The following is a 21,473-nucleotide window of genomic DNA, read 5'->3' on the forward strand; positions in this document are numbered from 1 at the left end:
CGTCAGACCGCGCCGGTGAGGACCGGCAGATAGCCGCCGGACTGGCCGGCCGCGGTCGGGTGGTAGGACTCGCCAATGTTCAGCAGGTTGAGGCTGTGCAGCCAGGAGCTGCCGGAGCAGATCTCGTGGCTGCTGAACGCGGTGCGCACGTCGCCGAAGGTGAAGCCGTGGTCGGCGGCGCGCTTGGCGATGGCGCTGTCGAGGTAGTCGGCCGCGCCGTTGATGGCGGTGCGCTTGGTCGTGGACAGGCCGAGGCAGGTGGTGCCGAGTTGGTAGAAGCGCGGGTAGCCGAACATGACGACGTGCGCGGCGGGGGCCTTGGCGCTGATCGCCGAGTAGACCTTGTCGAGTTGGGCGGGCAGCGTCGAGTCGACGTACGCCTTCGCGGTGGCGATCCGGGTCAGGCAGGAGCTGTCGGACTGGAGGACGCAGGTCGTCATGACGTCGGCGAAGCCCGCGTCGTTGCCGCCGACCGAGATCGAGACGAGGGTCGTGGCCGAGCCGAGCGGGGTGAGTTGGTTCGCCAGAACATCACTCGTTCGGGCGCCGGAGCAAGCGGTGAAACTGAAGGTAGAGGGTGAGTGGGCGGCTGCCCACAGATAGGGGTAGGCCTTGGTGCTGCGGTCGCAGGAGCCGCTGGAGCCGATGTAGCTGCCCGCGCCGACGCCCGCGGAGTAGGAGTCTCCGAGGGCCACATAGCCGCCGTTCGCGGCGAGTTGGGAAGCCTGCGCCGTCATCGCCCCGGTCAGGGCGAGTCCGGCGGCGAGGAGGAGCGAGGTCACGTATGCCGTGAATCGGGAACGTCTCATGGAACCTCCCTTAGCAGGATCTCTGCCACAACCGTCGTACCAACTGGGCCGATTGACGGGAAGTGTGCATGCCAAAGGAGTAAGGGGGCCTCCGGGTGGGCATCTTGACGGGCCGACCGGGGCTGCGCCACATTGAAGTCCGGCATCCGGCGCGCTGGGGGGCAAAGTCGCCAATGCAGACCTTAGGTATCAAGAGAACATCCACCGCCGACACCGAGCGGGCTCGACCAGGACCGGGGAGGGACCTGTCGGCGCTCTTCGCGGGTGCGGCCGTGACCGTCGGGACGGTCGGCGCGGTGCTCGCGCTCACCGATTCCGGTTCGCCGCTGCGCGGACCGTTCGCCCTGTTCTTCCTCTTCTCCGCGCCGGCCTCGGCGATCGCGGCGGCGCTGCGCGGACTCGATCCCTACGGCCGTGTCCTCACCTCGGTGGCGGGCGCGGTGGCGGTGGACATGCTGGTCGCGCAGGGAATGCTGGCCGTTCACCGATGGTCGGTCGAGGGGGGAATAGTCGCCGTGGCGGTGATCAGCGGCCTGATGGCGCTATCGGTTCTGATGCGGCATATGCGCGGCCGTACAACGGCTGACAAAGTAGTGTAACGGTCAAACCAACAAAAACGTGAGGCCTCGTTCCAGGCCTTGCCATACGGGTTCAATCATCAATACCGTCGTAATCTCACCCGCACCGGTCCATCATCGAGCGGCTCTAGGGGAGGGCTCAAGGACCGCGATGAACCGGCGCGGGGCGCGGTAGGGGGGTGCCGTGCTCGGTGACCGTACATGTGACCGAGTCGTGCCGCGCGGCCGGCTTTCAAGCCTTTCGGGGGTCGACCAGCTTTGCCAGCTCACCACGCGCGCACGGAGTTTCCTTAGTCCGTGCCGCCCGTGAGAACCCCCCTTTCGAACCGGAGCACAGAGCCGGGCCGCCCACAGGGGCGGGCGGTCCGCCGGACGAGAGGGACCAGACTCGTGAGTTCTGTTCTGCGCCCAGCGACATCGGGCCAAGATCCATTAAAGTCGGCCATTTACCGGCCGATCTCCTCGCACCTGGCCATCGCACCGCCGGTGAGCGTGGTGATTCCCGCGATGAATGAGGCGGAGAATCTTCCCTACGTCTTCAAGACACTGCCCGCGTGGATACACGAAGTGGTTCTTGTGGACGGAAATTCCACCGACAACACCGTGGAAGTGGCCCGCGAACTGTGGCCCGGGGTAAAGGTCGTGGGACAACGGGGCAAGGGCAAAGGGGATGCCCTGATCACCGGATTCGAGGCGTGCAGCGGCGACATCATCGTGATGGTCGACGCGGACGGTTCTGCCGACGGGCACGAGATCGTCAGTTATGTCTCCGCCCTCGTCTCGGGCGCGGACTTCGCCAAGGGCTCCCGCTTCGCCAACGGCGGCGGCACGGACGACATGACGTTCATCCGCAAGCTCGGCAACTGGGCGCTGTGCACGATCGTCAACCGCAAGTTCGGCGCCCGCTACACCGATCTCTGCTACGGATACAACGCGTTCTGGCGGCACTGCCTCGACAAGATCGACCTCGACTGCACCGGCTTCGAGATCGAGACCCTGATCAACATCCGGGTGGTCAAGGCCGGCCTCAAGGTGCAGGAGATCCCCAGCCACGAGTACCTCCGCATCCACGGCACGAGCAATCTGCGCGCCGTGCGGGACGGGCTCCGGGTCCTCCGGGTGATCCTCAAGGAGCGCTCCAACCGCCGTGCGCTGCGCCGCCGTTCACACGCCACGATGATCGACTCGGCCCGGGGAGAGGTGTCTTGAGCGGTCCCGGCATCTCTGTCGTGGTCTGCGTCTACACCGAGGACCGCTGGGAGGACATCCTCGCGGCGGTCTCCTCGGTGCGGGCGCAGTCGCGGCCCGCCCTGGAGACGTTGCTGGTCGTCGACCACAACCCCGCTCTCCTGGACCGACTCACCAGGGAGTACAAGGACTTGGGGGAGAGCGGCGAGGTCCGCGTGCTGGCGAACGCGGGCCCGCGCGGTCTGTCCGCGGGCCGCAACACCGGTATCGCCGTCGCGCGCGGCGAGGTCGTCGCCTTCCTCGACGACGACGCCGTGGCCGAGCGGGAGTGGCTGCGCTACTTCGCCGAGGCGTACACCGATCCGGCGGTGATGGCCGTCGGCGGCCGGACCGTGCCGGTCTGGGCGTCGGGCCGCCGGCCGGTCTGGTTCCCCGAGGAGTTCGACTGGGTGGTGGGCGCCACCTACAAGGGCCTGCCGCCCGGCCGGGTCCGGGTGCGCAACGTCCTCGGCGGCAACGCCTCGTTCCGGCGTACGGCGTTCGACGCGGCGGGGGGTTTCGCCACCGGCATCGGACGCGACGGCGACAAGCGTCCGCTGGGCTGCGAGGAGACGGAACTGTGCATCCGGCTCACCCGGGCCAGACCGGACGCGGTGCTGCTGATCGACGACCGGGCGGTGATCCACCACCGGGTGCCCGAGGCCCGCGAGCACTTCGGGTACTTCCGCACCCGCACCTACGCCGAGGGCCTGTCCAAGGCGCTGGTCGCCCGAAGTGTCGGCGCGGGCAAGGGACTTGAGTCGGAGCGCCGCTACACCACCCGGGTGCTGCCGGCCGGGGTGGCGCGCGGGCTGCGGGACTTCGCGCAGGCGCGGCCGGGTGGCGCGGGCCGGGCGGGCGCGATCGTCGCCGGGGTGTTCACGGCGGCGGGCGGATACCTCGTCGGGAGCCTGCGGGCCCGGCGGGGCGGCACCACCTTCGCGGTGACGGAGATCGATCGGGGGGACACGCATGAGTGAGACACCGGTGCCGATCCTCATGTACCACTCGATCGCCGCCGCCCCGAACGACGCCACCCGCGCCCTGTCCGTGGCGCCGGAGGCCTTCGCCGAACAGCTGGCGCTCCTCGGCGACCTGCGCTTCACCCCGATCAACACCGCCGAACTGGCGGCGAGTTGGCGCTCGGGCAAACCGCTGCCGGAGCGCCCGGTCCTGATCACCTTCGACGACGGCTACGAGGGCGTGCACCGGCACGCGCTGCCCGCGCTGGCCCGCCACGGCTTCGCGTCGACCCTGTTCGTCTCCACCGGCTGGATCAGGGGCGCCCACGACACCGGGGGCGGCCTGGACACCATGCTCGACTGGGACCAGATCCGCCGACTCGCGGACACCGGCGTCGAGATCGGCGGCCACAGCCACACCCACCCGCAGCTCGACCAGCTGGACGACGACTCGCTGCACGCGGAGCTGTTCCGCTGCAAGGAGATCGTCGCCGACGAACTCGGCGCGGTACCCGTCTCGTTCGCCTATCCGTACGGCTACTCCAGCCGCCGGGTGCGGGTCGCGGTACGGGAGACCGGGTTCACCCAGGCGCTCGCCGTGGGCAACGACCTCGCCCGCCGCCGGCAGGGGCCGTACGCCCTGCGGCGGGTGACCATACGCCGGAGCACGGGGGTCGAGGAGTTCGAACGGCTCGTGGAGGGCCGTGCGATCGCCCGCAACTTCGCCAGGGACCGGGCCCTCACCCAGGGGTACGCCATGGTCCGCAGAGCTCGACAGGTCCGCCGGAAGGTCAGCCGTTCCCGTGTCTGACACGACCACCACCACCCAGGCCGCAACGCCCGAGACCGAGCCGCCCCGGCAGCCGGGGCGCCGTCTGCGCCTGCCGGGGAGGCGCACCTCCCCCGGCGGCAGCCCGCTGTTCCGCAACGCCTACGCCCTGATGCTGAACACCGGGATCTCCGCGGTGCTCGGCCTCGGCTACTGGCTGATCGCGGCCCACTACTACTCGGCCTCCGCCGTGGGGCAGGGTTCGGCGGCCATCGCCGCGATGAAGCTGCTCGCCGGACTCACCGCGGTGACCCTGACCGGCGCCCTGGCCCGGTTCATCCCGGTCGCCGGACGCGCCACCGGACGCTTCATCTTCCGTACCTACGCGGGCAGTTCGCTCGTCGTCGCGGTCGGCGCCGGGATCTTCCTGCTGACCCTGAGCGACTGGGGACCCTCGTACCGCTTCCTGCACGGGCCGCTTCCCGCGCTCGGCTTCGTCGTCGCCGTGGTCGCCTGGAACCTGCTCACACTCCAGGACGGGGTGCTGACCGGGCTGCGCAGCGCGCCCTGGGTGCCGGTGGGCAACACCGTGTTCTCGGCGGTGAAGCTGGCGCTGCTGGTCGGACTCGCCTCCGTCCTCACCATGAGCGGTGTCTTCGTGTCGTGGGTCGCCGCCATCGCGTTCTCGGTGGTGCCGCTCGGCTGGCTGGTGTTCCGGCGGCTGGTGCCCCGGCACATCAAGGCGACCGAGGAGCACGCGAAGCCGCCGACGCTGAGGGAGATCGGGCGCTTCCTCGCCGGGGACTACACCGGCTCGCTGTTCTCGCTCGCCGTGGTCTACCTGGTGCCGGTGATCATCGCCTCGCAGGTCAGCTCCGAGGACAACGCGTACTTCTACATCACCACGACGATAGGCGGCACGGTCAACCTGCTCGCCATCAACATGGGCGCCTCACTGACCGTCGAGGGCTCCCACGATCCGGCGCGCATCGCCGCCAACACCCGGGCCGCGCTCAAGCGGATGGCCCGCATCATGCTGCCGATCTGCGGACTGCTGTTCCTCGGGGCGCCGTACATCCTGGGCGTGTTCGGCGCGGGCTACGCGGACGCGGCGACCCCGCTGCTGCGCTGGTTCGCGGTGGGCGCGCTGCTGCGGGTCGTCATGGAGACGTACTTCGCGGTGCTGCGCGCGCAGAGCCGCACCAGTGGACTCGCCTGGCTCCAGGGCCTGTTGTGCGTCCTGGTGCTCGGGCTGACACTGCTGCTGCTCCCCCGCATGGGCCTCACGGGCGCGGGGGTCGCCGAGATCTCCAGCCTCGCGGTGATCGTGACGATCGCCGCGCCCAGACTCTTCCGGACGCTCAGGGCGGCACCGGCCGCCGAACCGCCCGAGGACGCGGCACCGGACGGCGACCTCGCCGACCTCGGGGCCCGCGAGATCCCGCCCGCGCAGCGCCGGCGCGGCCCGGCCTGGGCGCTCGACTCCGACACCCTCGCCCTCGGCATCCACGTGGACTTCGACCATCTGGAGCGCCGGCCGGACGTACGCCCGGGGCCCGGCACCCCGCCCACCGGCACGCCCGTCGTGTCCGGCGAGCAGCGGGCGACCCGGGCGCCGGGCGGCAGGCGCGCCGAGCCCGAGGTGGACGCGCCGTTCGAGCCCGCCGAGGGCTCGGACCGGGTGGTCATACCGGAGGCGTCGTTGGTGCGGGAACAGGCCCGCGAGGACGCGGCGGCGCAGGCGCGGGAGGCCGAAGTGCCGCCGCCTCCGCGGCCGTTGTCGCCGCGCGAGCGGCTGGTGCCCACCCGGCCCGGGGTCGTGCTGGGCTGTCTGCTGGTCGCCGCGCTGCTCCTGTACTGGGTGCCCGCGCTGCGGCTCGGCGAGGCCGACCTCGACCGGATGGGCGGGCTCGGGCTGGTCTCGGTGCTGCCGCTGCCCACGCTGGTGGGGGCCGCGCTGCTGGTCACGGTGTTCGCGTCGCTGCTGTGGCTGGGCCGTGAGCACAAGGCGCTGCTGCTGATCACGCTGCTGGCGACCGTGGTCTCGCTGCACGCGCTGCCCGCGGTGATCGAGCCCGAGCCGCGCTTCCCGACGGCCTGGCAGCACCTCGGGTTCATCGACTACATCGACCGCACCGGGTCGGCCGTACCCGACCTGGACGCCCGCTGGAGCTGGCCGGGCTTCTTCGCGGCGGCGGCCTTCATCGGCAGGGCCTGCGGGATCACCGACTGGACCGAGGTGATCCGCTGGTGGCCCACCGCCATCCAACTCGCCTATCTGGCACCGATGTTCCTGCTCGTGCGCTCGCTGCGGGCGAGCTGGCGGGCGAAGTGGACCGGCGTCTGGATCTTCGTGCTCAGCGGCTGGGTCGGCCAGGACTACTTCTCCCCGCAGGGCTTCACCTTCCTGCTCTATCTCGCCTTCGTGGCGATCCTCCTGGTCTGGTTCCGGGCGCCGGGCGTCCTGTGGACGGGACGGCGGCCCGGCGAGGCGGAGGTCGAACCCACCGACCGGCGCCAACAGGCCGTGCTGCTCCTGGTGTTGATCGGCCTGTTCGCGGCGAGCGTCCCGGCCCACCAGCTCACGCCGTTCGTGATGCTCGGCGTGCTCACGGTCCTCGTCCTGATCGGCCGCTGCGAACTGCGCGGTCTGCCCATCCTGTTCGGGGTGCTGGTCGCGGTCTGGCTCGGCTTCATGGCCGAGCCGTACTGGTCCGGGCACTTCAACGACCTCTTCGGCGGGGTCGGCGGCGTCGGCAGCAATGTCTCGACCTCGGTCTCCGGCCGTATCCAGGGCGGCAGTTCGACCCACAAGCTGGTCCTCTACACCCGCGTCCTGCTGGCCGGCGGGGTGCTGGCCCTCGCCTGCTGGGGCTGGTGGCGCCGCCGCGACCACAAGTACCGCGAACGCTCCCTCCTCGTCCTCACCTTCGTCCCGTTCCTGGGCTTCGGCATGCAGTCCTACGGCGGCGAGATGGCGCTACGGGTCTTCATGTTCGCGGTGCCGGGCGCGGCCCTGCTCGCGGGCCTCGCCCTCTTCCCGCGCGCCGGGGTCACCGCCAAGGAGCGCGAGAAGGACCGGGCGAGCCTGGCCCCGCTGGCCGCGCTGGTCGCCGGTCTGCTGCTCATGGGCGGCTTCCTGGTGGCCCGTTGGGGCAACGAGGGCTTCGAGCGGGTGCGGCCCGGCGAGGTCGCCGCCATGAACTACGTGTACGCCCACGACCGGCCGACCGTACGGCTGCTGTGGCTCACCGACGACACCGTCAACGATGTGACGCCGGCGATGCCGTGGGGCGCGAAGGACATGGAGCGGGTGAACTACGTTCCCACGCTGGCCCCTTCGGACCCGGTCCTGGTGTCCGGTCTGGTCAAGGCGCTCAAGGACGCGGGCCCGAACTCGTATCTGATGGTCAATGAGAGCCAGGTCGTGGCGCTCCAGCTGGACTCGGGCTACTCGGCGACCTGGGAGTCCCGGCTGATCCGGAACCTGGACAACCGGCAGGAGTTGCGGAAGGTCCTCGTCAACGACGACGTGACCATGTACGCGCTGCGCGAGCGGCCGGCCGGTGCGGTCCCCCAGCCCGATCCCGGGCCGATCGGACCGCAGATCACCTGGACGCCGTGGTCGGTGGTGGGCGCGCTCGCCGCGCTCGCGCTGATCCTGATGCTGACGGCCCGCGAGATCGTCCGGGTCGCGGTGCGGCCGAGTGTGCGTCAACTGCGGTGGATGCAGAGCAGTTTCTGGTTCTCGCTGCCGCTGCTGGCGGTGCTGCTGGCCTCGCTGGTGCAGCGGTTCCTGACGATGAAGTAGACGTCGAAGACAATGCCCCACGGGGTCAAGTGGCTCAGCGCGTGAGCCACTTGACCTCGTAGGCCGCCATGTCGAACCGCTTGCCGTCGACCTGTGCGCTGATCGGCCGGTCCTGGGTGTTCACGACCAGTACGGTCCTGTCGCTGGCGAGGACGCGCACGTTGGGCACGTCGTCCGCCGCGACCCGTACCGTCTCCAGCTTCGTACCGGGCCCGAAGGCCGCGTCGAAGCGGGAGACCAGGTCGTACATGGGCAGTTGTCTCCCGCCGTCCGAGCTGTCGGTCGGGGTCCAGAGGCAGCCCGCGCAGCCGGTGCCCTGCTCGGTCTCGGGGTTCCAGTAGAAGCCGGAGGTGGCGCCGCCCTTGGCCATGGCGATCAGACCGGCGGCCTGGACGGCGACGCGGTGGGTCTCCGACCAGCCCTTGCGGTCGTCGTTGCCGTCCGCGGGCTCGACGTAGTACTCGGCCCACCACAGCGGCAGGTCGTGCGTCTGGCTCCGTACCCACTCGCTCACGGCGGTGAGTTTGTCGGTGGCGCCGAACTCGTCCGGCAGCAGCTCGTCGTCGTTGGTGTAGCTGGAGCCGTCCACGACCACGAAGTCGGCGCCGGCCTTGTGCTTGTTCCAGTAGTCGAAGGCGTCGACGATCCGCTGGTCCATCGCGCCCCAACTCCCTTTGAACGTGCGGGAGGCGTCCGGGTCGCGCGGGTCGACGCTGTCCATCACGAGGTACGGCCCGCCGACCATGATCTTCGGGTTGACCTTCTTCAGCGCCCGGTAGACCAGGTTGTAGAGCTTGGTGTAACCCTCGTAGTCCCAGCGCTGTTCGGCGTCGTTCCAGAAGCCCTTGAACTCGTTCCACACGAGGAAGTGGGTGACGTCCGGGTACCGCTTGGCGACGGTCGCGGCGAGCGCGGCGAAGTCCGCGTAGTGGTCGGGCAGCGGAGCCGTCTCCAGGGACGCCTGGCTCCAATCGGTGTTGTCGACGCCCGACTTGCCGCCCTTCATCCAGTCCGGGGAGCAGCACAGGGTGATCACCGGGGTGCCGCCCGACGTGCGGACGAAGTCGATCCGGCGGTCCAGGGAGCCGAAGTCGTAACGCCCCTTCACCGGCTCGGGGTTGTCGGCGCCCCAGCCCATGATGGCCTGGTCCTGCGGCAGTCGGGACTTGGCCAGCAGCCCTTCGACGCGTTCGGTCGCGGTGTCGTTGCCCTCGTCGGCGCTGTACTGGGTGTGGGTGAAGCCCCAGCCGACCTCCGGCCGGTCCTCGTCGGGCGGGGTCGCGGGGGTGCCGTGCACCTTGTCGCCGTCGCGCGAGGTGCCCGCGGTGCTTCCGCCGCCGGGAAGCGTGTTGATCAGGGTCACGATCAGAGCCAGTGCGACCACACCGACGCCGAGCAGCGCGGTGAGGCGCCACCGTCGTGCCCCCGAATTCCACCCATGACGTCCCATCAAGGGCAACAGTAACGTCGGTGGGAGGAGGTGGGGCAGGTCTCCGGACACACAGCCTTGTAACAGCGCACCGCGGAAAGCGGGTGCGCACGGCGTCCGTGTGCCGGATCATGGCCCCCATGTCCGCCAACCCGCACGACGCACTGCCGATCCGGCTCAACGTCGACGACTCCGACTCCCCGTCCGATGTCGTCGACGCGCTGTTCCTCGGCCGCTTCGCGACGGGCGAGCAGCCGTACTCGCACGCGGCGAACATCGACCGCGTACGGTCCGGGGCGACCCTGCTCCCGCCGGGCGCCCGCGTGCTGCGCGCCGCGCGCGACGACGACCGCAGCGCGACACTCGCGGAGGGCGACGGCTGGACCCTGCTGATCTCCCGCTGGAACCGGGGCGCCGACGTCACCGTCACCGCGACGACCGAGGAACTCGCCCAGAAGGTCCTCGACCAGGCCACGGAGGGCGCGGCGGACGAGCCCGAACCGCAGCCGGAGAACGTGACGATGGGCTTCTGGTACGTCTCCCCCAGGCGCGGCCCGCACCGGACGACCCGGCAGATCTCGGCGGGCACCTGGGACGAGGTGCGCCCCAACTACACGCGTCCGGTGGCCGACGCGATGGACCGTCTGATGCAGACGACCCCGGAGGACATCGCGGGCCGGCTGCTGTTGCTGCACGGTCCGCCGGGCACCGGCAAGACCTCGGCGCTGCGCACGCTGGCGCGTTCCTGGCGGGACTGGTGCCAGGTGGACTGCGTGCTGGATCCGGAGCGGCTGTTCAGCGACGTCGGCTATCTGATGGACATCGCGATCGGCGAGGACGACTCGACCGGCAAGGGCCGTTGGCGGCTGCTTCTCCTGGAGGACTGCGACGAGTTGATCCGCGGCGAGGCCAAGCACACGGCGGGCCAGGCCCTGTCCCGTCTCCTGAACCTGACGGACGGCCTGCTCGGCCAGGGCCGCAATGTGCTGGTGGGCGTCACCACGAACGAGGACCTGGAGCGGCTGCACCCCGCCGTGGTCCGCCCGGGCCGCTGCCTCGCCCGCATCGAGGTCGGCGCGCTCACCCGTCGCGAGGCCGTCGCCTGGCTCGGCACGGAGGAGGGCGTCGGCCGCGAGGGCGCGACCCTGGCGGAACTGTACGCACTGCGCCGGGGCACCCAGCCGACCTCGGTACCGGACCAACGGGAGGGCGCGGACGCGGGGTTGTACCTGTAGCGGCCACGAGCACCGGGACACCTCCCGACGCCCTACGCCCCGTAGGCCGCCCGCAGCGCGTCCCGTGCGGCGGCCAGGGCGTCGGACTCCGACAGGCCGAGCCGCCGTACCCGCTCCGCGTAGGCCTGTGCGGCGAGTGCCGCCTCGCGTTCGGCCGCCGAGCCCGCGGCGGCGATCAGTGTTCCGTTGCGCCCCCGTGTCTCGATCACCCCGTCCGTCTCCAGCGCCCGGTACGCCTTGGCGACGGTGTTCGCGGCGAGGCCGAGCGACTCGGCCAGTCCCCGTACCGTGGGCAGCCGGTGGCCGACCGGCAGCGCGCCGGAGCGGGCCTGCTCCGAGATCTGGGCGCGGATCTGCTCGTAGGGCGCGGCACTGTCGTCGATGCGGATCTTCAAGGTCACGGCCCGATTGTCCCGCACCCGCCGGAAAATGAGAGGCACTACGGCGTGGCCGCGCCGTAGCGTGCGGCCCCATGACCGTGATCGCGCGCGACCTGAACCCCGGCGTCCGGGCCGACCTGGACGGCTTCGTCCGAGTCCGCCGCCTCGCGCTGCCCTACGTGCTGTTCACCCCGGAGTCCGTCGCCTTCGACGTCACCCACGCGCGGCCGGAGGCCCGGCTGCGCAGGCTGGTCGCGGAGGAGGACGGCGAGATCATCGGCACGGCACAGGTGGGCATCGCCCACGAGAGCCCGGAGCCCGGCCAGGGCTTCGCCAACGTGTACGTGCACCCGGAGCGGACGCGCCGGGGCGCGGGCGCGCTCCTGGTCCGGGCCGCCGAGGAGCACCTGGCCGCCGAGGGCGCGACCAGGATCTACGCCTGGGTGCTGGACGAGCCGGCCAACCGCGCCTTCGCCGAACGGTTCGGCTATACGGCGAGCCGCTCCGCGCACTTCCTCCGGCTGGACCTGGCGCACGGCACCCTGCCCCCGCTCCAGGACCCGCCGCCGGGCGTGGAGATCCGCCCGGGCTCGGACTTCGCCGACGACCCGCGCCCCCTGTTCGAACTGGACGCGGAGGCGTCGCTGGACGAACCCGGCGACATCGACACCGAGTTCACCGACTACGAGGCCTGGCTGGAGGAGACCTGGCGCCACCCGCTGTTCAGCCCCGGGCTGACGTCCGTCGCGCTCGTCGACGGACACCCGGCGGCCTTCAGCGCCGCCCGCACCGACGGCGGCACCCGCTACGGCACCGTCATGACCGGCGCCGCCCGCGCGCAGCGCGGCCGGGGCCTGGCCAAACTCGCCAAGAACGACTCGCTGCACCGCGCCCGCGCCGCCGGATTCACGGAGGCGTTCACGGGCAACGACGCCGGCAACGGCCCCATGCTCGCGATCAACAAGTGGTTCGGCTACGAGACCTGTGCCACGGAGGTGCGCTATGTCCGCGAACTCGCCTGATTCCGCCCGCCAGTTGGATGTCGTCCTCGTCAAGGCGGGCCGTACGAAGATCCGTTATCCGGCCGAGCTGCTCCGCGACGACGGTGTCCGCCTCGCCGTCCGTGCCCCCTGGGCGGGTGACGGTGTCCGCGACTTCGGCTTCGTGCGCTTCGAGCGCGGTGACGTGTTCACCGAGTACTACTGGCGGGACCGCTGGTACGCGGTGAAGGAAGTCCGGGACGGCGGCGGCCGGTTGAAGGGCTGGTACTGCGACATCACCCGCCCCGCGACACGCTCCGGTGCCGAACTCGTCGTGACGGACCTGGATCTGGACCTGTGGGTGTCCGCGGACGGTACGGACGTACGGCGGCTGGACGAGGACGAGTTCGAGGCGAGCGGGCTGGCCGGGTCGGACCCGGTGGCCGCGGCGGCGGCCGTGGCCGCGCTCGACGAGCTGGAGGGCCTGGCCCGTGCGGGCGGGCTGGGCACGCTGCTGCGGTGAGGCCCGCTCACTCCGTGGCGACCACCGCGTACCGCTCGTCGGCCACGGCCCTCCCCCACAGCAGCGGGTCGTCCGACAGCCGCTCCACGCGCACGTGCCCGGCGACGGGGGCCAGGAGCCCGGTGAGCCGGTCGGCGGATATGCCGACCGGGCTCACCGTCCCCCAACGGCCCTCGATCAGTACCAGCCGGCCGCCGGGGCGCAGCAGGCCGCGCCAGTGCCGCAGGACCCGGGCGGGGTCGGGCAGCGACCACAGCACATGCCGGACGAGGACGACGTCGTAGCGCTGCTCCCCCACCGGAGGTGCCGTCGCGTCACCGACCAGGAACACCGCGTCACGGCCGGCCAGCTTGGCGCGGGCGAGGTCCACCATCGCCGGGGAGAGGTCGACGCCGGTGACACGGTGTCCCTGCTCGGCCGCCAGGAGCGAGAGACTGCCGGTGCCGCAGCCGAGGTCGAGGACGTCGGCCGCGGCGACGGGCAGCCAGCCGCGCAGCCGGTCCGCCCAGGCCCGGCGGACCTCCGGGTCGCGCAGGCCGTGATCGGGCTCGTCGTCGAAGGCCGGGGCCGCCGCGTCCCAGTCGACGGATGCTTCGGATTCACTCATGGCCCCAGCGTGACACCCGCCACTGACAGTCCGATCGTGACAGCCACCACAGACAGACCCGCGCCGATGAGTCACCCTCCCGGGAACGGTCCACCCCGTGAGAACACGAACCCGGGTGGACACAAGGAGGCAGCCATGCGCCGCGTGACCGTGCAGAAGCCCCTGAAGAAGTCGGACGCCCGCCGGGTGCGGGACGAGGCCGACGAGCGCCCTGTGGAGCGCCCCGAGGTCCGCAAGGACATCGCCCGCACCTGGTGGCCGGACGGCTGACCCGGACCGGCGCCCGGCCGCCCGCGCTCAGCCCAGCCGCTTGCGGTAGTGGACGCGGTCGTATGGCCCGTCCACGCGCCGCTCGATGAGCTCGTAGCCGTACCTCGGGTAGATCTCCTGGTTCTCCCGCATCAGCGCGTGCGTGTAGAGCCTGACCTCGGGCAGTCCCAGGGCACGCGCGCGTGCGTCCACGAAGCGCAGCAGCCGCCGTCCCACGCCCGTGCCGTGCGCGTCGGGGTGGACGGCGACGCTGTCGAGGAACAGGTGGTCCGCGCGCTCCTCCAGCACGACCAGGCCGATCACGGGGTCGCCCGTGACGAACACCCGTCCGGCGGCCACATCGGCCGTGTGGTCCGCCTCCATGGGCTGCGGCACCACACCGATGCGCGCGATGTAGGGGCCGTAGGCCAGGTCGGTCACGGTCTTCACGGCCGGTACGTCGGCGGGCACGGCCGCGCGGACCTCGTCGGTCATGGGCGGTGCCCGGCGGTGTGCGTGCTGATCACGAGCATCCGGACGCCCTCCGCGCTCGTCCACGGGCCGTGTTCCATGTCCGGGTGGCGGTAGGCGTACATGCCCGCGGTGAAGGTCTCGCCGAGGCGCAGGTCGGTGAGGTCGCCTTCCAGGATGTAGACCTCCTCGAAGTGGTCGTGCCGGACGGCGCCCTGGGCGCTGGTGTCGGTTCCCGGCTCGTACCGCTGGAGCACGGTGGAGTCCCCGGAGTCCGGATCCACGGCGAGTTCCTGCTCCCACACTCCGGCGGGCGCCCCGGCCGGCCGCCGCCAGGCCGCCTCGGGGCGGTGGAACTCCGACTGCGGTCTGCTCATCCGCCGCACCTCTCGATCCTCATGACACCCACCGTCCCTGAGCCCTCGGTTAGCCCTGCCTTAACGCGACCATAAGGATCTCTCCCTCCCGTCTCCAGCAGGCGATTCCGCGGTTTCCAGGGGCTAGCTTCTGATCACCCCACAGGGATCCGGGCCCCGCGCCGCGAACCGTTCGAGGAGTTGGAGTTCCGCCATGCTCGCACGCCGCAAGGCCGCCGCCGTCGCCGTCCTCGGCACGGCTCCCCTCGCGCTGACCGCGCTCGGCGCGGCGCCCGCGGCGGCGCACGGTTCGATGGGGGATCCGGTCAGCCGGGTCGCGCAGTGCTACGCGGAGGGCCCGGAGAACCCGAAGTCGGCCGCGTGCCGGGCAGCGGTCGCGGCCGGTGGCACCCAGGCGCTCTACGACTGGAACGGCATCCGCATCGGCGACGCGAACGGGCGGCACCAGGCGCTGATCCCGGACGGCAGGCTGTGCAGCGCGAACAACGCGGAGTTCAAGGGCCTCGACCTGGCCCGCGCGGACTGGCCGGCGACGAGCGTGCGCAGCGGCTCGTACACCTTCAAGTACCGGGTGACCGCGCCGCACAAGGGCACCTTCAAGGTGTACCTCACCAAGTCCGGCTACGACCCCGCGCAGCCGCTCGCCTGGGCCGACCTGGACCTGGAGCACCCGGTCGCGACGGCCACCGACCCGGTCGCCTCGGGCGGCTTCTACACCTTCTCCGGCACGCTGCCGCAGCGCTCCGGCAAGCAGCTCCTGTACGCGGTCTGGCAGCGCTCGGACAGTCCGGAGGCCTTCTACTCCTGCTCGGACGTGACCTTCGGCGGTAGCGGCGGTGCGGGGGTCGACGGCGGTGGCGCGGCGGGCGGTTCGACGCCGACGCCCACTCCGGCCGGGGCGGCCCCGACCACTGCCGCGCCGACCACTGCCGCGCCGTCGGCCTCCGCGCCGTCCGACGAGCAGATCGCGGCCGGGGCCGACAGGTCGACCGTGGAGCACCACGGTCACGGGGACGCGGACGCGAGCACTTCCGCGGAGCCGGTCGCCGCCGCCGCGGAACAGGCCGACGAGCCCGGAACCGCGGGCGGTTCGCAGAAGCTGGCGGCGACCGGCGGCAACGACGGTTCGCCGTATCTCGTCATCGGCGGCGCGGCCTCCCTCGCGCTCGGCTCCGCGGCCCTGTTCGCCTCGGTCCGCCGCCGTGCGACCAACGGCGTTGGACGGCACGGCCGTTACTAGGCCCTGTCGGGCCGTCCAGGGGGCGGGGTCTGTCCGGCGGCTCAGGTCGGACAGACCCCGCGAGGTGCGATCAGCTCAGTGCCGACAGGCAGTTGGTGGTGGTGGCGTGCGCCGGGTCGAGGGCGTTGGCGACCTCGTGGAAGGCGATCCGGTCCGACAGCCCGAGCAGCGCGTGCTCGGAGAGGTCGAGTGAACACAGGTTCTGGATCAGCACGTTGTGCACGTCGGATCCGCTGAGGAACTGGCTCCGGTACGGCGTGACGACCTCGTCGTACTTGGTGGCGATGACGGTGTAGTGGACGCCGGGGACGGTGTCGCCGCCCGCGTTCAGCTTGGTGAGGAAGGCCGAGCCGGCGATCTGGTCGGCGAGGCCGGGGGCGGTCGCGGAGATCACGTCCTCGGCTCCCGGGAAGTACGGCAGGAGTTTGGTGAGGCCGTCCAGGGTGGTGCCGTGGTTGTCGGGCGCGATGCCGACGAAGGTGTCCACCTTGGCGGCTCCGCCGAGGAACTTGAGGTAGTAGCGGGGCATCATGCCGCCCTGCGAGTGACCGACGAGGTCGACCTTGGCGGCGCCGGTCGCGGCGAGCACGGTGTCGACGTAGGTCTGGAGCTGCTGTGCCGACTTGTCGATGGGGCCGAGGCCGTAGATGAGCGGGACGCCGGGGAGCTGGCCGTAGTCGAGGGAGAAGACGCAGTAACCGCGGGCCTCCAGATACGGCGCGAGAACAAGCCAGTTGTCGGTGCTGTTGGCGAACGTTCCGTGGACGAGGACGACCGGATCGGGGTGGGCGGCGGAGGGCTTGCAGCTGTAGTCGTTCCAGCCGGTGCTCGGGGCGCTCGCCGCGTGGGCGGCGGTGGGGAGAGCGGCGACCGCGGCGGTCAGGAGCAGCGCGGTCAGGGGTCTGAGCACTCGTTTCCAGGGCAGCATCGTGTGATCTCCTTGCGGCTCAAGGGAGTTGCGACGGCCTTACGCCCTGTGATCCGGATCACAAGAATGCTGTTCTCTCATCAAGTTACGAGCGAGTAGGTGAAGCGTGAAGTTACGCGTCAGTAAAAACTTCCAGTGATAACCAGTCACCAGGTCGGCCTGATGGGACCGTAGGGCGCAATACGCACCAAACGGTCACACAACACGCGTACTTCACCCTCGCCCAGCAGTTCGGCCCACGGACAAGGCCCGTCACGCCGCCAGCGACCCCGGGATCACCGCCCTCGGGCCGAACTTCGCCCGTGCCCGGTCCGCGGTCTGTTCGATGCGGCGGACCTTTTCGTCCGCCGGGTCGAAGGTGAGCTGGTAGGAGGCCTGTTCGGCGGGGCCGAGGGCTTCGGCGCGCAGGGTGAGGGAGCGGACCCGGGCGCGTTGCAGGCCGAGGGCCTCGTACATGTCGTAGGCCACCCTGGTGAGCGCCGCCGAGTGCGCGGTCGGTTCCTTCAGGGTGCGGCTGCGGGTGGTGGCGGAGCGGTCGGCGTAGCGGACCGTGAGGGTCAGGCCGGCGCAGACCTTGTCGAGGGCGCGCAGCCGGGCGCCCAGTTCCCCGGCGGCCGAGAGCAGCGCGCGGCGGTGCCGGTCGGGGTCCAACTCGTCGCGGCCAAAGGGGCGTTCGGTCGCGAGGGAGCTGGAGACGGCGTTCGGGACGACCCGGCCCCGGTCGACGCCGTTCGCCTTCTCGTGCAGTTCGCGGCCCGCCCTGGCGCCGACCAGCCGCTGGAGCGTGGACAGGGGTGCGGCGGCGACCCGGCCGAGGGTGTCGAGGCCGTACTCGCCCAGGGTGCGGGCGGTCGCGGCGCCGACGCCGGGGAGCGCGGAGACGGGCCGTCCGGCGAGGAACTCCGCGACGGCGTCCCGGGGTACGACACCGGTCACGCCGGGCCGGGCGTCCGCCAGCGCCATGCGGGCCAGCATCGGGCCGGGACCGGCGCCGATCACGCAGTCGGCGCCGTAGAAGGCGAGTGCCCGGACCCGGATCACCGCCGCCAGTTCGACCGCGTCGCGCCCGAAGTACCGTTCGGCGCCCCGCAGATCGACCAGCGCGCCGTCCGGCGGCAGGGCCTCGACGACGGGCGTGAACTCCTCCAGCAGGCCGAGCAGCCCGGGCAGGGCGGCCCCTTGTGCCGGCGGCAGTTGGAAACGTACGCAGAGGATGGTCATCCCGCACTCCCCGGACTCTGGTGCCACAACTTCCGTACCTTCGCGGGCTCTTCGCCCGCCGGACGCAGATCGGCCCATGGATGCAGCTCGAATCCGGTGGACAGCCGGATCCGCCGGTCCCGTGCCGCGCCGTCGCCGGACTCCTCGCCCACCGGCCCCTCCCCCGCCGGTCCCTGACCCTCAGGTCCCTGACCCGCCGGCCTCTCCGGCGCGGGCTCCGCCAGCCGGGCCGCGACCACGTCGAGCCCGCCCTCGGCGCGCAGTTCGACGAGTTCGGCGAGGTTCCACGCGGCGGCGCCCACCACGCTGAGGCTGCGCGGGCCGCGCCGCTGCACCACCCCGCGCACCAGCAGCAGCCAGGAGTGGAAGACGGTGTGCGCGCAGGCGTCGTGGGAGTCGTCGAAGAAGGCGAGGTCGACCAGGCCGGTGCCGTCGTCGAGGGTGGTGAAGATGACCCGCTTGCCGGACCGGATCGGCGGGGTCTGGGTGGCCGCCTTGGCGCCCGCGACCAGCACCGTCTCTCCATGCCGGGCATCCCGCAGCCGGCGCGCCGACACCACGCCCAACTCGTCGAGGAACGCCCGGTGGTCGTCCATCAGATTGCGCGAGGTGTCCATGGACAGCACACCCAGCTCGGCGCTGAGCCGCTCCGTCGAGGAGAGGTCGGGCAGCCCGGCCGGCGCCGTCTCCCTCCCACCGGACAACGGGAGTTGACCACCGCCCGCACCCCGGGCGCCCCGGTGCAGCTCGGTCAAGTGCAGTTGCAGATCACGCCGGTTGGCGCCGAAGGCGTCCAACGCGCCGACCTGGGCGAGGCGTCCGGCCAGCGGACGGCTCGGCCGCCCCCGTTCCCAGAAGTCCAGCAGCGAGGCGTACGGCTGCCCGTCCGCGATCCGCGCCGCCTCGGCCTCGCTGATGCCGTGCACGTCGGAGAGCGCGAGCCGGAGACCCCAGCGTTCGGAAGAACCAGGGGATTCGGACACCGCCCCAGACACTGGCCCAGACATCGACTCAGACACCGGCCCAGACACTGACTCAGACACCAGTTCGATACGGTGGGCGACCGCCGACCGGTTCACGTCCAGCGGCAGGATCGGCACCCCGCGCCGCCGCGCGTCCGCCAGCAGCAGTCGCTTCGGATACATCCCGGGGTCGTGGGTGAGCAGCCCGGCGTAGAAGGCCGCCGGGTGGTGCGCCTTCAGCCACGCCGACTGGTACGTCGGGACGGCGAACGCGACCGCGTGCGCCTTGCAGAAGCCGTAGGAACCGAAGGCCTCGACGATCTCCCAGGTCCGCTGAATCGTTTCTGCGCTGTATCCCCTCGCCGCCGCGTGCTGCGCGAACCAGAACCTGATCCGCCCCTGCGACTCCGGGTCGGACAGTCCACGCCGCACCCGGTCCGCCTCGCCGCGTCCGCAGCCGGTCATGATGTCCACGATGTCGATGATCTGCTCGTGGAAGACGACGACTCCGTAGGTGCTGCGCAGCGGCTCCGTCAGGTCCGGGTGCGGATATCTGACGGGCGCCCGCCCGTGCCGCGCCTCGATGAACGGCCGCACCATGTCGGCGGCGACCGGTCCCGGCCGGAAGAGCGAGATGTCGACCACGAGGTCGTCGAAGGTGGCCGGCTGAAGCCGTCCGACCAGGTCCCGCTGGCCCGGCGACTCGATCTGGAAGCAGCCCAGCGTCTCGGTGGAGCGGATCAGTCGATACGTCGCCGGGTCGCCCGGCGGTACCGCGTCCAGGTCGATCCGCTCCCCCGTCGCCCGCTCCACCTCGGCGACCGCGTGCGCCATCGCGGACTGCATCCGCACGCCCAGCACATCGAGTTTGAGCAGTCCGAGGTCCTCGACGTCCTCCTTGTCGAACTGCGACATGGGCAGGCCCTCGCCGCTGGTCGGCACGACCGGTGTACGGGCGAGCAGGCCGGCGTCGGAGAGCAGGACCCCGCAGGGGTGCATGGCGACTCCGCGCGGCAGCGCGTCCAGGGCCTCGACCAGTTCCCAGAGGCGTCCGTATCTCTCCTTCTCCCCTGCCAGCGCCCGGAGTTCGGGCAGTTCGTCGAGTGCGGCGCGGGCGTCCCGGGCGCGGATGTGCGGGAAGGACTTGGCGATGCGGTCGATGTCGGCGGGGTCCATGGACAGGGCCGCGCCGACATCGCGGATCGCGTGCCGCACCCGGTACGTCTCCGGCATCGAGACCGTGGCGACCCGCTCGGTGCCGAAGCGGGCGATGATCGCGCGGTAGACCTCCAGGCGGCGCGCGGACTCCACGTCGATGTCGATGTCGGGCAGCACGGAACGGCGCTCGGACAGGAACCGCTCCATCAGCAGCCCGTGTTCGACGGGGTCGGCGTGCGCGATGCCGAGGAGGTGGTTGACGAGCGAGCCCGCGCCGGAGCCGCGCGCGGCGACCCGGATGCCCATCTCCCGCACGTCGTCCACGACTTGAGCGACCGTCAGGAAGTAGGAGGCGACGTCGTGGTGGGCGATGATGTCCAGCTCGCGGTGCATCCGCTCCCAGTACGCGCGCTTGCCCGAGTGACCGCGCAGCACCATCCCCGCCGCCGCCCGTGAGGCGAGCGCGCGCTGTGCGGTGCGCCGGCCGGCGCCGACGAGGTGGGGTTCGGGGAAGTGGACGGTGCCGATGCCGAGGTCGTCCTCGGGGTCGACGAGGCATTCGGCGGCCGTGGCCCGGGTCTGCTCCAGCAGGCGGTGGGCGGTGTCGCGGCGGTAGCCGGCGGCCTCGACGATCCGTTCGGCGGCGACGAGCATGGTGTCCGCGTCCTTGAGCCAGGCCTCCCCCGGGTCGAGCCCTTTGGCGGGGTCGACGGGGACGAGCCGGCGCGCGGAGTCCAGGATGTCGGCGACCGGGCCCATGCCGGGGTCGGCGTACCGCACGGCGTTGCTGAGCACGGGCCGCACGCGCTGGTCGGCGGCGAAGCCGACGGTGCGGGCGGCCAGCCGCAGGGAGCCGGGGCCGGTGCCCGCGCGGTGGTGCCAGACGGCTTCGAGGCGCAGGGCGTCGCCGTAGACCTCACGCCAGGGGGCGAGGAGTTTCGCGGCGCGGTCGGGGCGGCCCGCGGTGAGGGCGCGGCCGACGTCGGAGGCGGGGCCGAGCAGGACGGTCAGGCCGTCGCCGTGGTTGGCGGGCCAGGGCAGGAGGGGGGTGCCTTCAGCGGTGTGGGCGGTGGTGACGAGGCGGCAGAGGTCGGCCCAGCCGGCCGCGCCGTCGCGGGCGAGGAAGGTGACCCGGGGAGTCGACTCGTCGATGAAGGCACCGCCGCGCACCGGGGTCCGGCGCCGCTGCCCGCGTACCGGCTCGCCGACCGCGAGTTCGGTGCCGAACAGGGGGCGTATGCCCGCCCTGGCGCAGGCCTTGGCGAAGCGGACGGTGCCCGCGAGGGTGTCGCGGTCGGTGAGGGCGAGGGCGTCCATGCCCCGCTCCGAGGCGCGTTCGGCGAGCCGCTCGGGGTGCGAGGCGCCGTAGCGCAGGGAGTACCCGGAGACGGTGTGCAGATGCGTGAAACCCGGCACACGCACCTCCCGCACTCGTGGACCCCGAAGGATTATCGAACATCTGTTCCCAGCTGCCTCAGCCCCACCATACCCCCAATCTCGAACGCGTGTGCGACATCCGTTCGGACCCTTCCCACCTGCGGGAACACCGGGCCGCCG

Annotated in this window: 19 protein-coding genes and 1 pseudogene; 10 read left to right on the top strand and 10 right to left on the bottom strand. The window is 71.5% G+C overall.

Annotation, left to right across the window (positions count from 1 at the left end; translation table 11 throughout):
* Positions 1-2: 2 nt before the first annotated feature.
* The gene (locus tag ACIQPR_RS28170) at positions 3-809 is read right to left on the bottom strand and encodes an SGNH/GDSL hydrolase family protein (RefSeq protein WP_403653740.1); all 807 of its coding nucleotides are present in this window, start codon (positions 807-809) and stop codon (positions 3-5) included.
* Positions 810-1,081: 272 nt separating this feature from the next.
* Between ACIQPR_RS28170 and ACIQPR_RS28175 the strand changes: the two genes are divergently transcribed.
* The 5 genes from ACIQPR_RS28175 (at position 1,082) to ACIQPR_RS28195 (ending at position 8,156) form a co-directional block, all read left to right on the top strand.
* Positions 1,082-1,408: a hypothetical protein gene (locus tag ACIQPR_RS28175; RefSeq protein ID WP_403653743.1), complete on the top strand. Its 327-nt coding sequence runs from the start codon at positions 1,082-1,084 to the stop codon at positions 1,406-1,408.
* A gap of 369 nt (positions 1,409-1,777) precedes the next feature.
* Positions 1,778-2,596: a glycosyltransferase family 2 protein gene (locus ACIQPR_RS28180; RefSeq protein ID WP_403653746.1), complete on the top strand. Its 819-nt coding sequence runs from the start codon at positions 1,778-1,780 to the stop codon at positions 2,594-2,596.
* Positions 2,593-3,594 (top strand): glycosyltransferase family 2 protein, encoded by a 1,002-nt coding sequence (locus ACIQPR_RS28185; protein ID WP_403653749.1) that lies wholly within the window; start codon positions 2,593-2,595, stop codon positions 3,592-3,594. The genes ACIQPR_RS28180 and ACIQPR_RS28185 overlap by 4 nt, the downstream gene beginning before the upstream one ends.
* The gene (locus ACIQPR_RS28190; protein ID WP_403653752.1) at positions 3,587-4,387 is read left to right on the top strand and encodes a polysaccharide deacetylase family protein; all 801 of its coding nucleotides are present in this window, start codon (positions 3,587-3,589) and stop codon (positions 4,385-4,387) included. The genes ACIQPR_RS28185 and ACIQPR_RS28190 overlap by 8 nt, the downstream gene beginning before the upstream one ends.
* Positions 4,380-8,156, top strand: a complete 3,777-nt coding sequence (locus ACIQPR_RS28195; RefSeq protein ID WP_403653755.1) for a lipopolysaccharide biosynthesis protein — start codon at positions 4,380-4,382, stop codon at positions 8,154-8,156. Before ACIQPR_RS28190 ends, ACIQPR_RS28195 begins: the two co-directional genes overlap by 8 nt.
* Before the next feature lie 34 nt (positions 8,157-8,190).
* Here ACIQPR_RS28195 and ACIQPR_RS28200 read toward each other — a convergent pair whose 3' ends face one another.
* Positions 8,191-9,606: a xylan 1,4-beta-xylosidase gene (locus ACIQPR_RS28200; protein WP_403653758.1), complete on the bottom strand. Its 1,416-nt coding sequence runs from the start codon at positions 9,604-9,606 to the stop codon at positions 8,191-8,193.
* Positions 9,607-9,725: 119 nt separating this feature from the next.
* Here ACIQPR_RS28200 and ACIQPR_RS28205 point away from each other — a divergent pair, with 119 nt between their 5' ends.
* A complete protein-coding gene (locus ACIQPR_RS28205; RefSeq protein WP_403653761.1) occupies positions 9,726-10,820 on the top strand; it encodes a DUF5925 domain-containing protein in 1,095 nt (364 codons plus the stop codon).
* A 32-nt stretch (positions 10,821-10,852) separates the two neighbouring features.
* On the opposite strand, the gene ACIQPR_RS28210 is transcribed toward ACIQPR_RS28205, so the two are convergent.
* Positions 10,853-11,221: a GntR family transcriptional regulator gene (locus ACIQPR_RS28210; protein WP_403653764.1), complete on the bottom strand. Its 369-nt coding sequence runs from the start codon at positions 11,219-11,221 to the stop codon at positions 10,853-10,855.
* A 71-nt stretch (positions 11,222-11,292) separates the two neighbouring features.
* On the opposite strand from ACIQPR_RS28210, the gene ACIQPR_RS28215 reads away from it, so the two are divergent.
* Positions 11,293-12,222, top strand: coding sequence for a GNAT family N-acetyltransferase (locus tag ACIQPR_RS28215; RefSeq protein WP_403653767.1), 930 nt, complete (start codon positions 11,293-11,295; stop codon positions 12,220-12,222).
* Entirely contained in the window at positions 12,203-12,703 is a 501-nt protein-coding gene (locus ACIQPR_RS28220; protein ID WP_403653770.1) for a DUF402 domain-containing protein, read from the top strand. Before ACIQPR_RS28215 ends, ACIQPR_RS28220 begins: the two co-directional genes overlap by 20 nt.
* 7 nt (positions 12,704-12,710) lie before the next feature.
* Here ACIQPR_RS28220 and ACIQPR_RS28225 read toward each other — a convergent pair whose 3' ends face one another.
* Complete coding sequence (locus ACIQPR_RS28225) at positions 12,711-13,310, bottom strand: class I SAM-dependent methyltransferase (RefSeq protein ID WP_403653773.1); 600 nt, start codon at positions 13,308-13,310, stop codon at positions 12,711-12,713.
* Positions 13,311-13,445: 135 nt separating this feature from the next.
* Between ACIQPR_RS28225 and ACIQPR_RS28230 the strand changes: the two genes are divergently transcribed.
* A complete protein-coding gene (locus ACIQPR_RS28230) occupies positions 13,446-13,580 on the top strand; it encodes a hypothetical protein (RefSeq protein WP_019066207.1) in 135 nt (44 codons plus the stop codon).
* A 27-nt stretch (positions 13,581-13,607) separates the two neighbouring features.
* On the opposite strand, the gene ACIQPR_RS28235 is transcribed toward ACIQPR_RS28230, so the two are convergent.
* On the bottom strand, positions 13,608-14,054 hold the full coding sequence (locus tag ACIQPR_RS28235) for a GNAT family N-acetyltransferase (RefSeq protein ID WP_403653776.1): 447 nt from the start codon (positions 14,052-14,054) through the stop codon (positions 13,608-13,610).
* The gene (locus ACIQPR_RS28240; protein ID WP_403653779.1) at positions 14,051-14,407 is read right to left on the bottom strand and encodes a cupin domain-containing protein; all 357 of its coding nucleotides are present in this window, start codon (positions 14,405-14,407) and stop codon (positions 14,051-14,053) included. The genes ACIQPR_RS28235 and ACIQPR_RS28240 overlap by 4 nt, the downstream gene beginning before the upstream one ends.
* A 193-nt stretch (positions 14,408-14,600) precedes the next feature.
* On the opposite strand from ACIQPR_RS28240, the gene ACIQPR_RS28245 reads away from it, so the two are divergent.
* On the top strand, positions 14,601-15,647 hold the full coding sequence (locus tag ACIQPR_RS28245; RefSeq protein ID WP_403653782.1) for a lytic polysaccharide monooxygenase: 1,047 nt from the start codon (positions 14,601-14,603) through the stop codon (positions 15,645-15,647).
* Positions 15,648-15,717: 70 nt separating this feature from the next.
* Here ACIQPR_RS28245 and ACIQPR_RS28250 read toward each other — a convergent pair whose 3' ends face one another.
* From ACIQPR_RS28250 to ACIQPR_RS28265, 4 genes and pseudogenes are all read right to left on the bottom strand, one after another.
* Positions 15,718-16,575: an esterase/lipase family protein gene (locus ACIQPR_RS28250; RefSeq protein ID WP_403653785.1), complete on the bottom strand. Its 858-nt coding sequence runs from the start codon at positions 16,573-16,575 to the stop codon at positions 15,718-15,720.
* Positions 16,576-16,721: 146 nt separating this feature from the next.
* Positions 16,722-16,814, bottom strand: a pseudogene (locus ACIQPR_RS28255) (MarR family transcriptional regulator); the annotation flags it as partial.
* 13 nt (positions 16,815-16,827) lie between these two features.
* Entirely contained in the window at positions 16,828-17,796 is a 969-nt protein-coding gene (locus tag ACIQPR_RS28260; RefSeq protein ID WP_403653788.1) for a DNA polymerase thumb domain-containing protein, read from the bottom strand.
* Positions 17,793-21,332, bottom strand: coding sequence for a DNA polymerase III subunit alpha (locus ACIQPR_RS28265; RefSeq protein ID WP_403653791.1), 3,540 nt, complete (start codon positions 21,330-21,332; stop codon positions 17,793-17,795). Before ACIQPR_RS28265 ends, ACIQPR_RS28260 begins: the two co-directional genes overlap by 4 nt.
* Positions 21,333-21,473: the final 141 nt, after the last annotated feature.

Source organism: Streptomyces sp. NPDC091280, from assembly GCF_044768565.1.
Lineage (GTDB): Bacteria > Actinomycetota > Actinomycetes > Streptomycetales > Streptomycetaceae > Streptomyces.

What these genes read in the sequence shown, in the direction of transcription:
- ACIQPR_RS28170 (WP_403653740.1), bottom strand. Translation starts at nt 809, where the DNA reads ATGAGACGTTCCCGATTCACGGCATACGTGACCTCGCTCCTCCTCGCC.
- ACIQPR_RS28190 (WP_403653752.1), top strand. Translation starts at nt 3,587, where the DNA reads ATGAGTGAGACACCGGTGCCGATCCTCATGTACCACTCGATCGCCGCC.
- ACIQPR_RS28200 (WP_403653758.1), bottom strand. Translation starts at nt 9,606, where the DNA reads ATGGGACGTCATGGGTGGAATTCGGGGGCACGACGGTGGCGCCTCACC.
- ACIQPR_RS28205 (WP_403653761.1), top strand. Translation starts at nt 9,726, where the DNA reads ATGTCCGCCAACCCGCACGACGCACTGCCGATCCGGCTCAACGTCGAC.
- ACIQPR_RS28215 (WP_403653767.1), top strand. Translation starts at nt 11,293, where the DNA reads ATGACCGTGATCGCGCGCGACCTGAACCCCGGCGTCCGGGCCGACCTG.
- ACIQPR_RS28220 (WP_403653770.1), top strand. Translation starts at nt 12,203, where the DNA reads ATGTCCGCGAACTCGCCTGATTCCGCCCGCCAGTTGGATGTCGTCCTC.
- ACIQPR_RS28225 (WP_403653773.1), bottom strand. Translation starts at nt 13,310, where the DNA reads ATGAGTGAATCCGAAGCATCCGTCGACTGGGACGCGGCGGCCCCGGCC.
- ACIQPR_RS28230 (WP_019066207.1), top strand. Translation starts at nt 13,446, where the DNA reads ATGCGCCGCGTGACCGTGCAGAAGCCCCTGAAGAAGTCGGACGCCCGC.
- ACIQPR_RS28235 (WP_403653776.1), bottom strand. Translation starts at nt 14,054, where the DNA reads ATGACCGACGAGGTCCGCGCGGCCGTGCCCGCCGACGTACCGGCCGTG.
- ACIQPR_RS28240 (WP_403653779.1), bottom strand. Translation starts at nt 14,407, where the DNA reads ATGAGCAGACCGCAGTCGGAGTTCCACCGCCCCGAGGCGGCCTGGCGG.
- ACIQPR_RS28245 (WP_403653782.1), top strand. Translation starts at nt 14,601, where the DNA reads ATGCTCGCACGCCGCAAGGCCGCCGCCGTCGCCGTCCTCGGCACGGCT.
- ACIQPR_RS28250 (WP_403653785.1), bottom strand. Translation starts at nt 16,575, where the DNA reads ATGCTGCCCTGGAAACGAGTGCTCAGACCCCTGACCGCGCTGCTCCTG.
- ACIQPR_RS28260 (WP_403653788.1), bottom strand. Translation starts at nt 17,796, where the DNA reads ATGACCATCCTCTGCGTACGTTTCCAACTGCCGCCGGCACAAGGGGCC.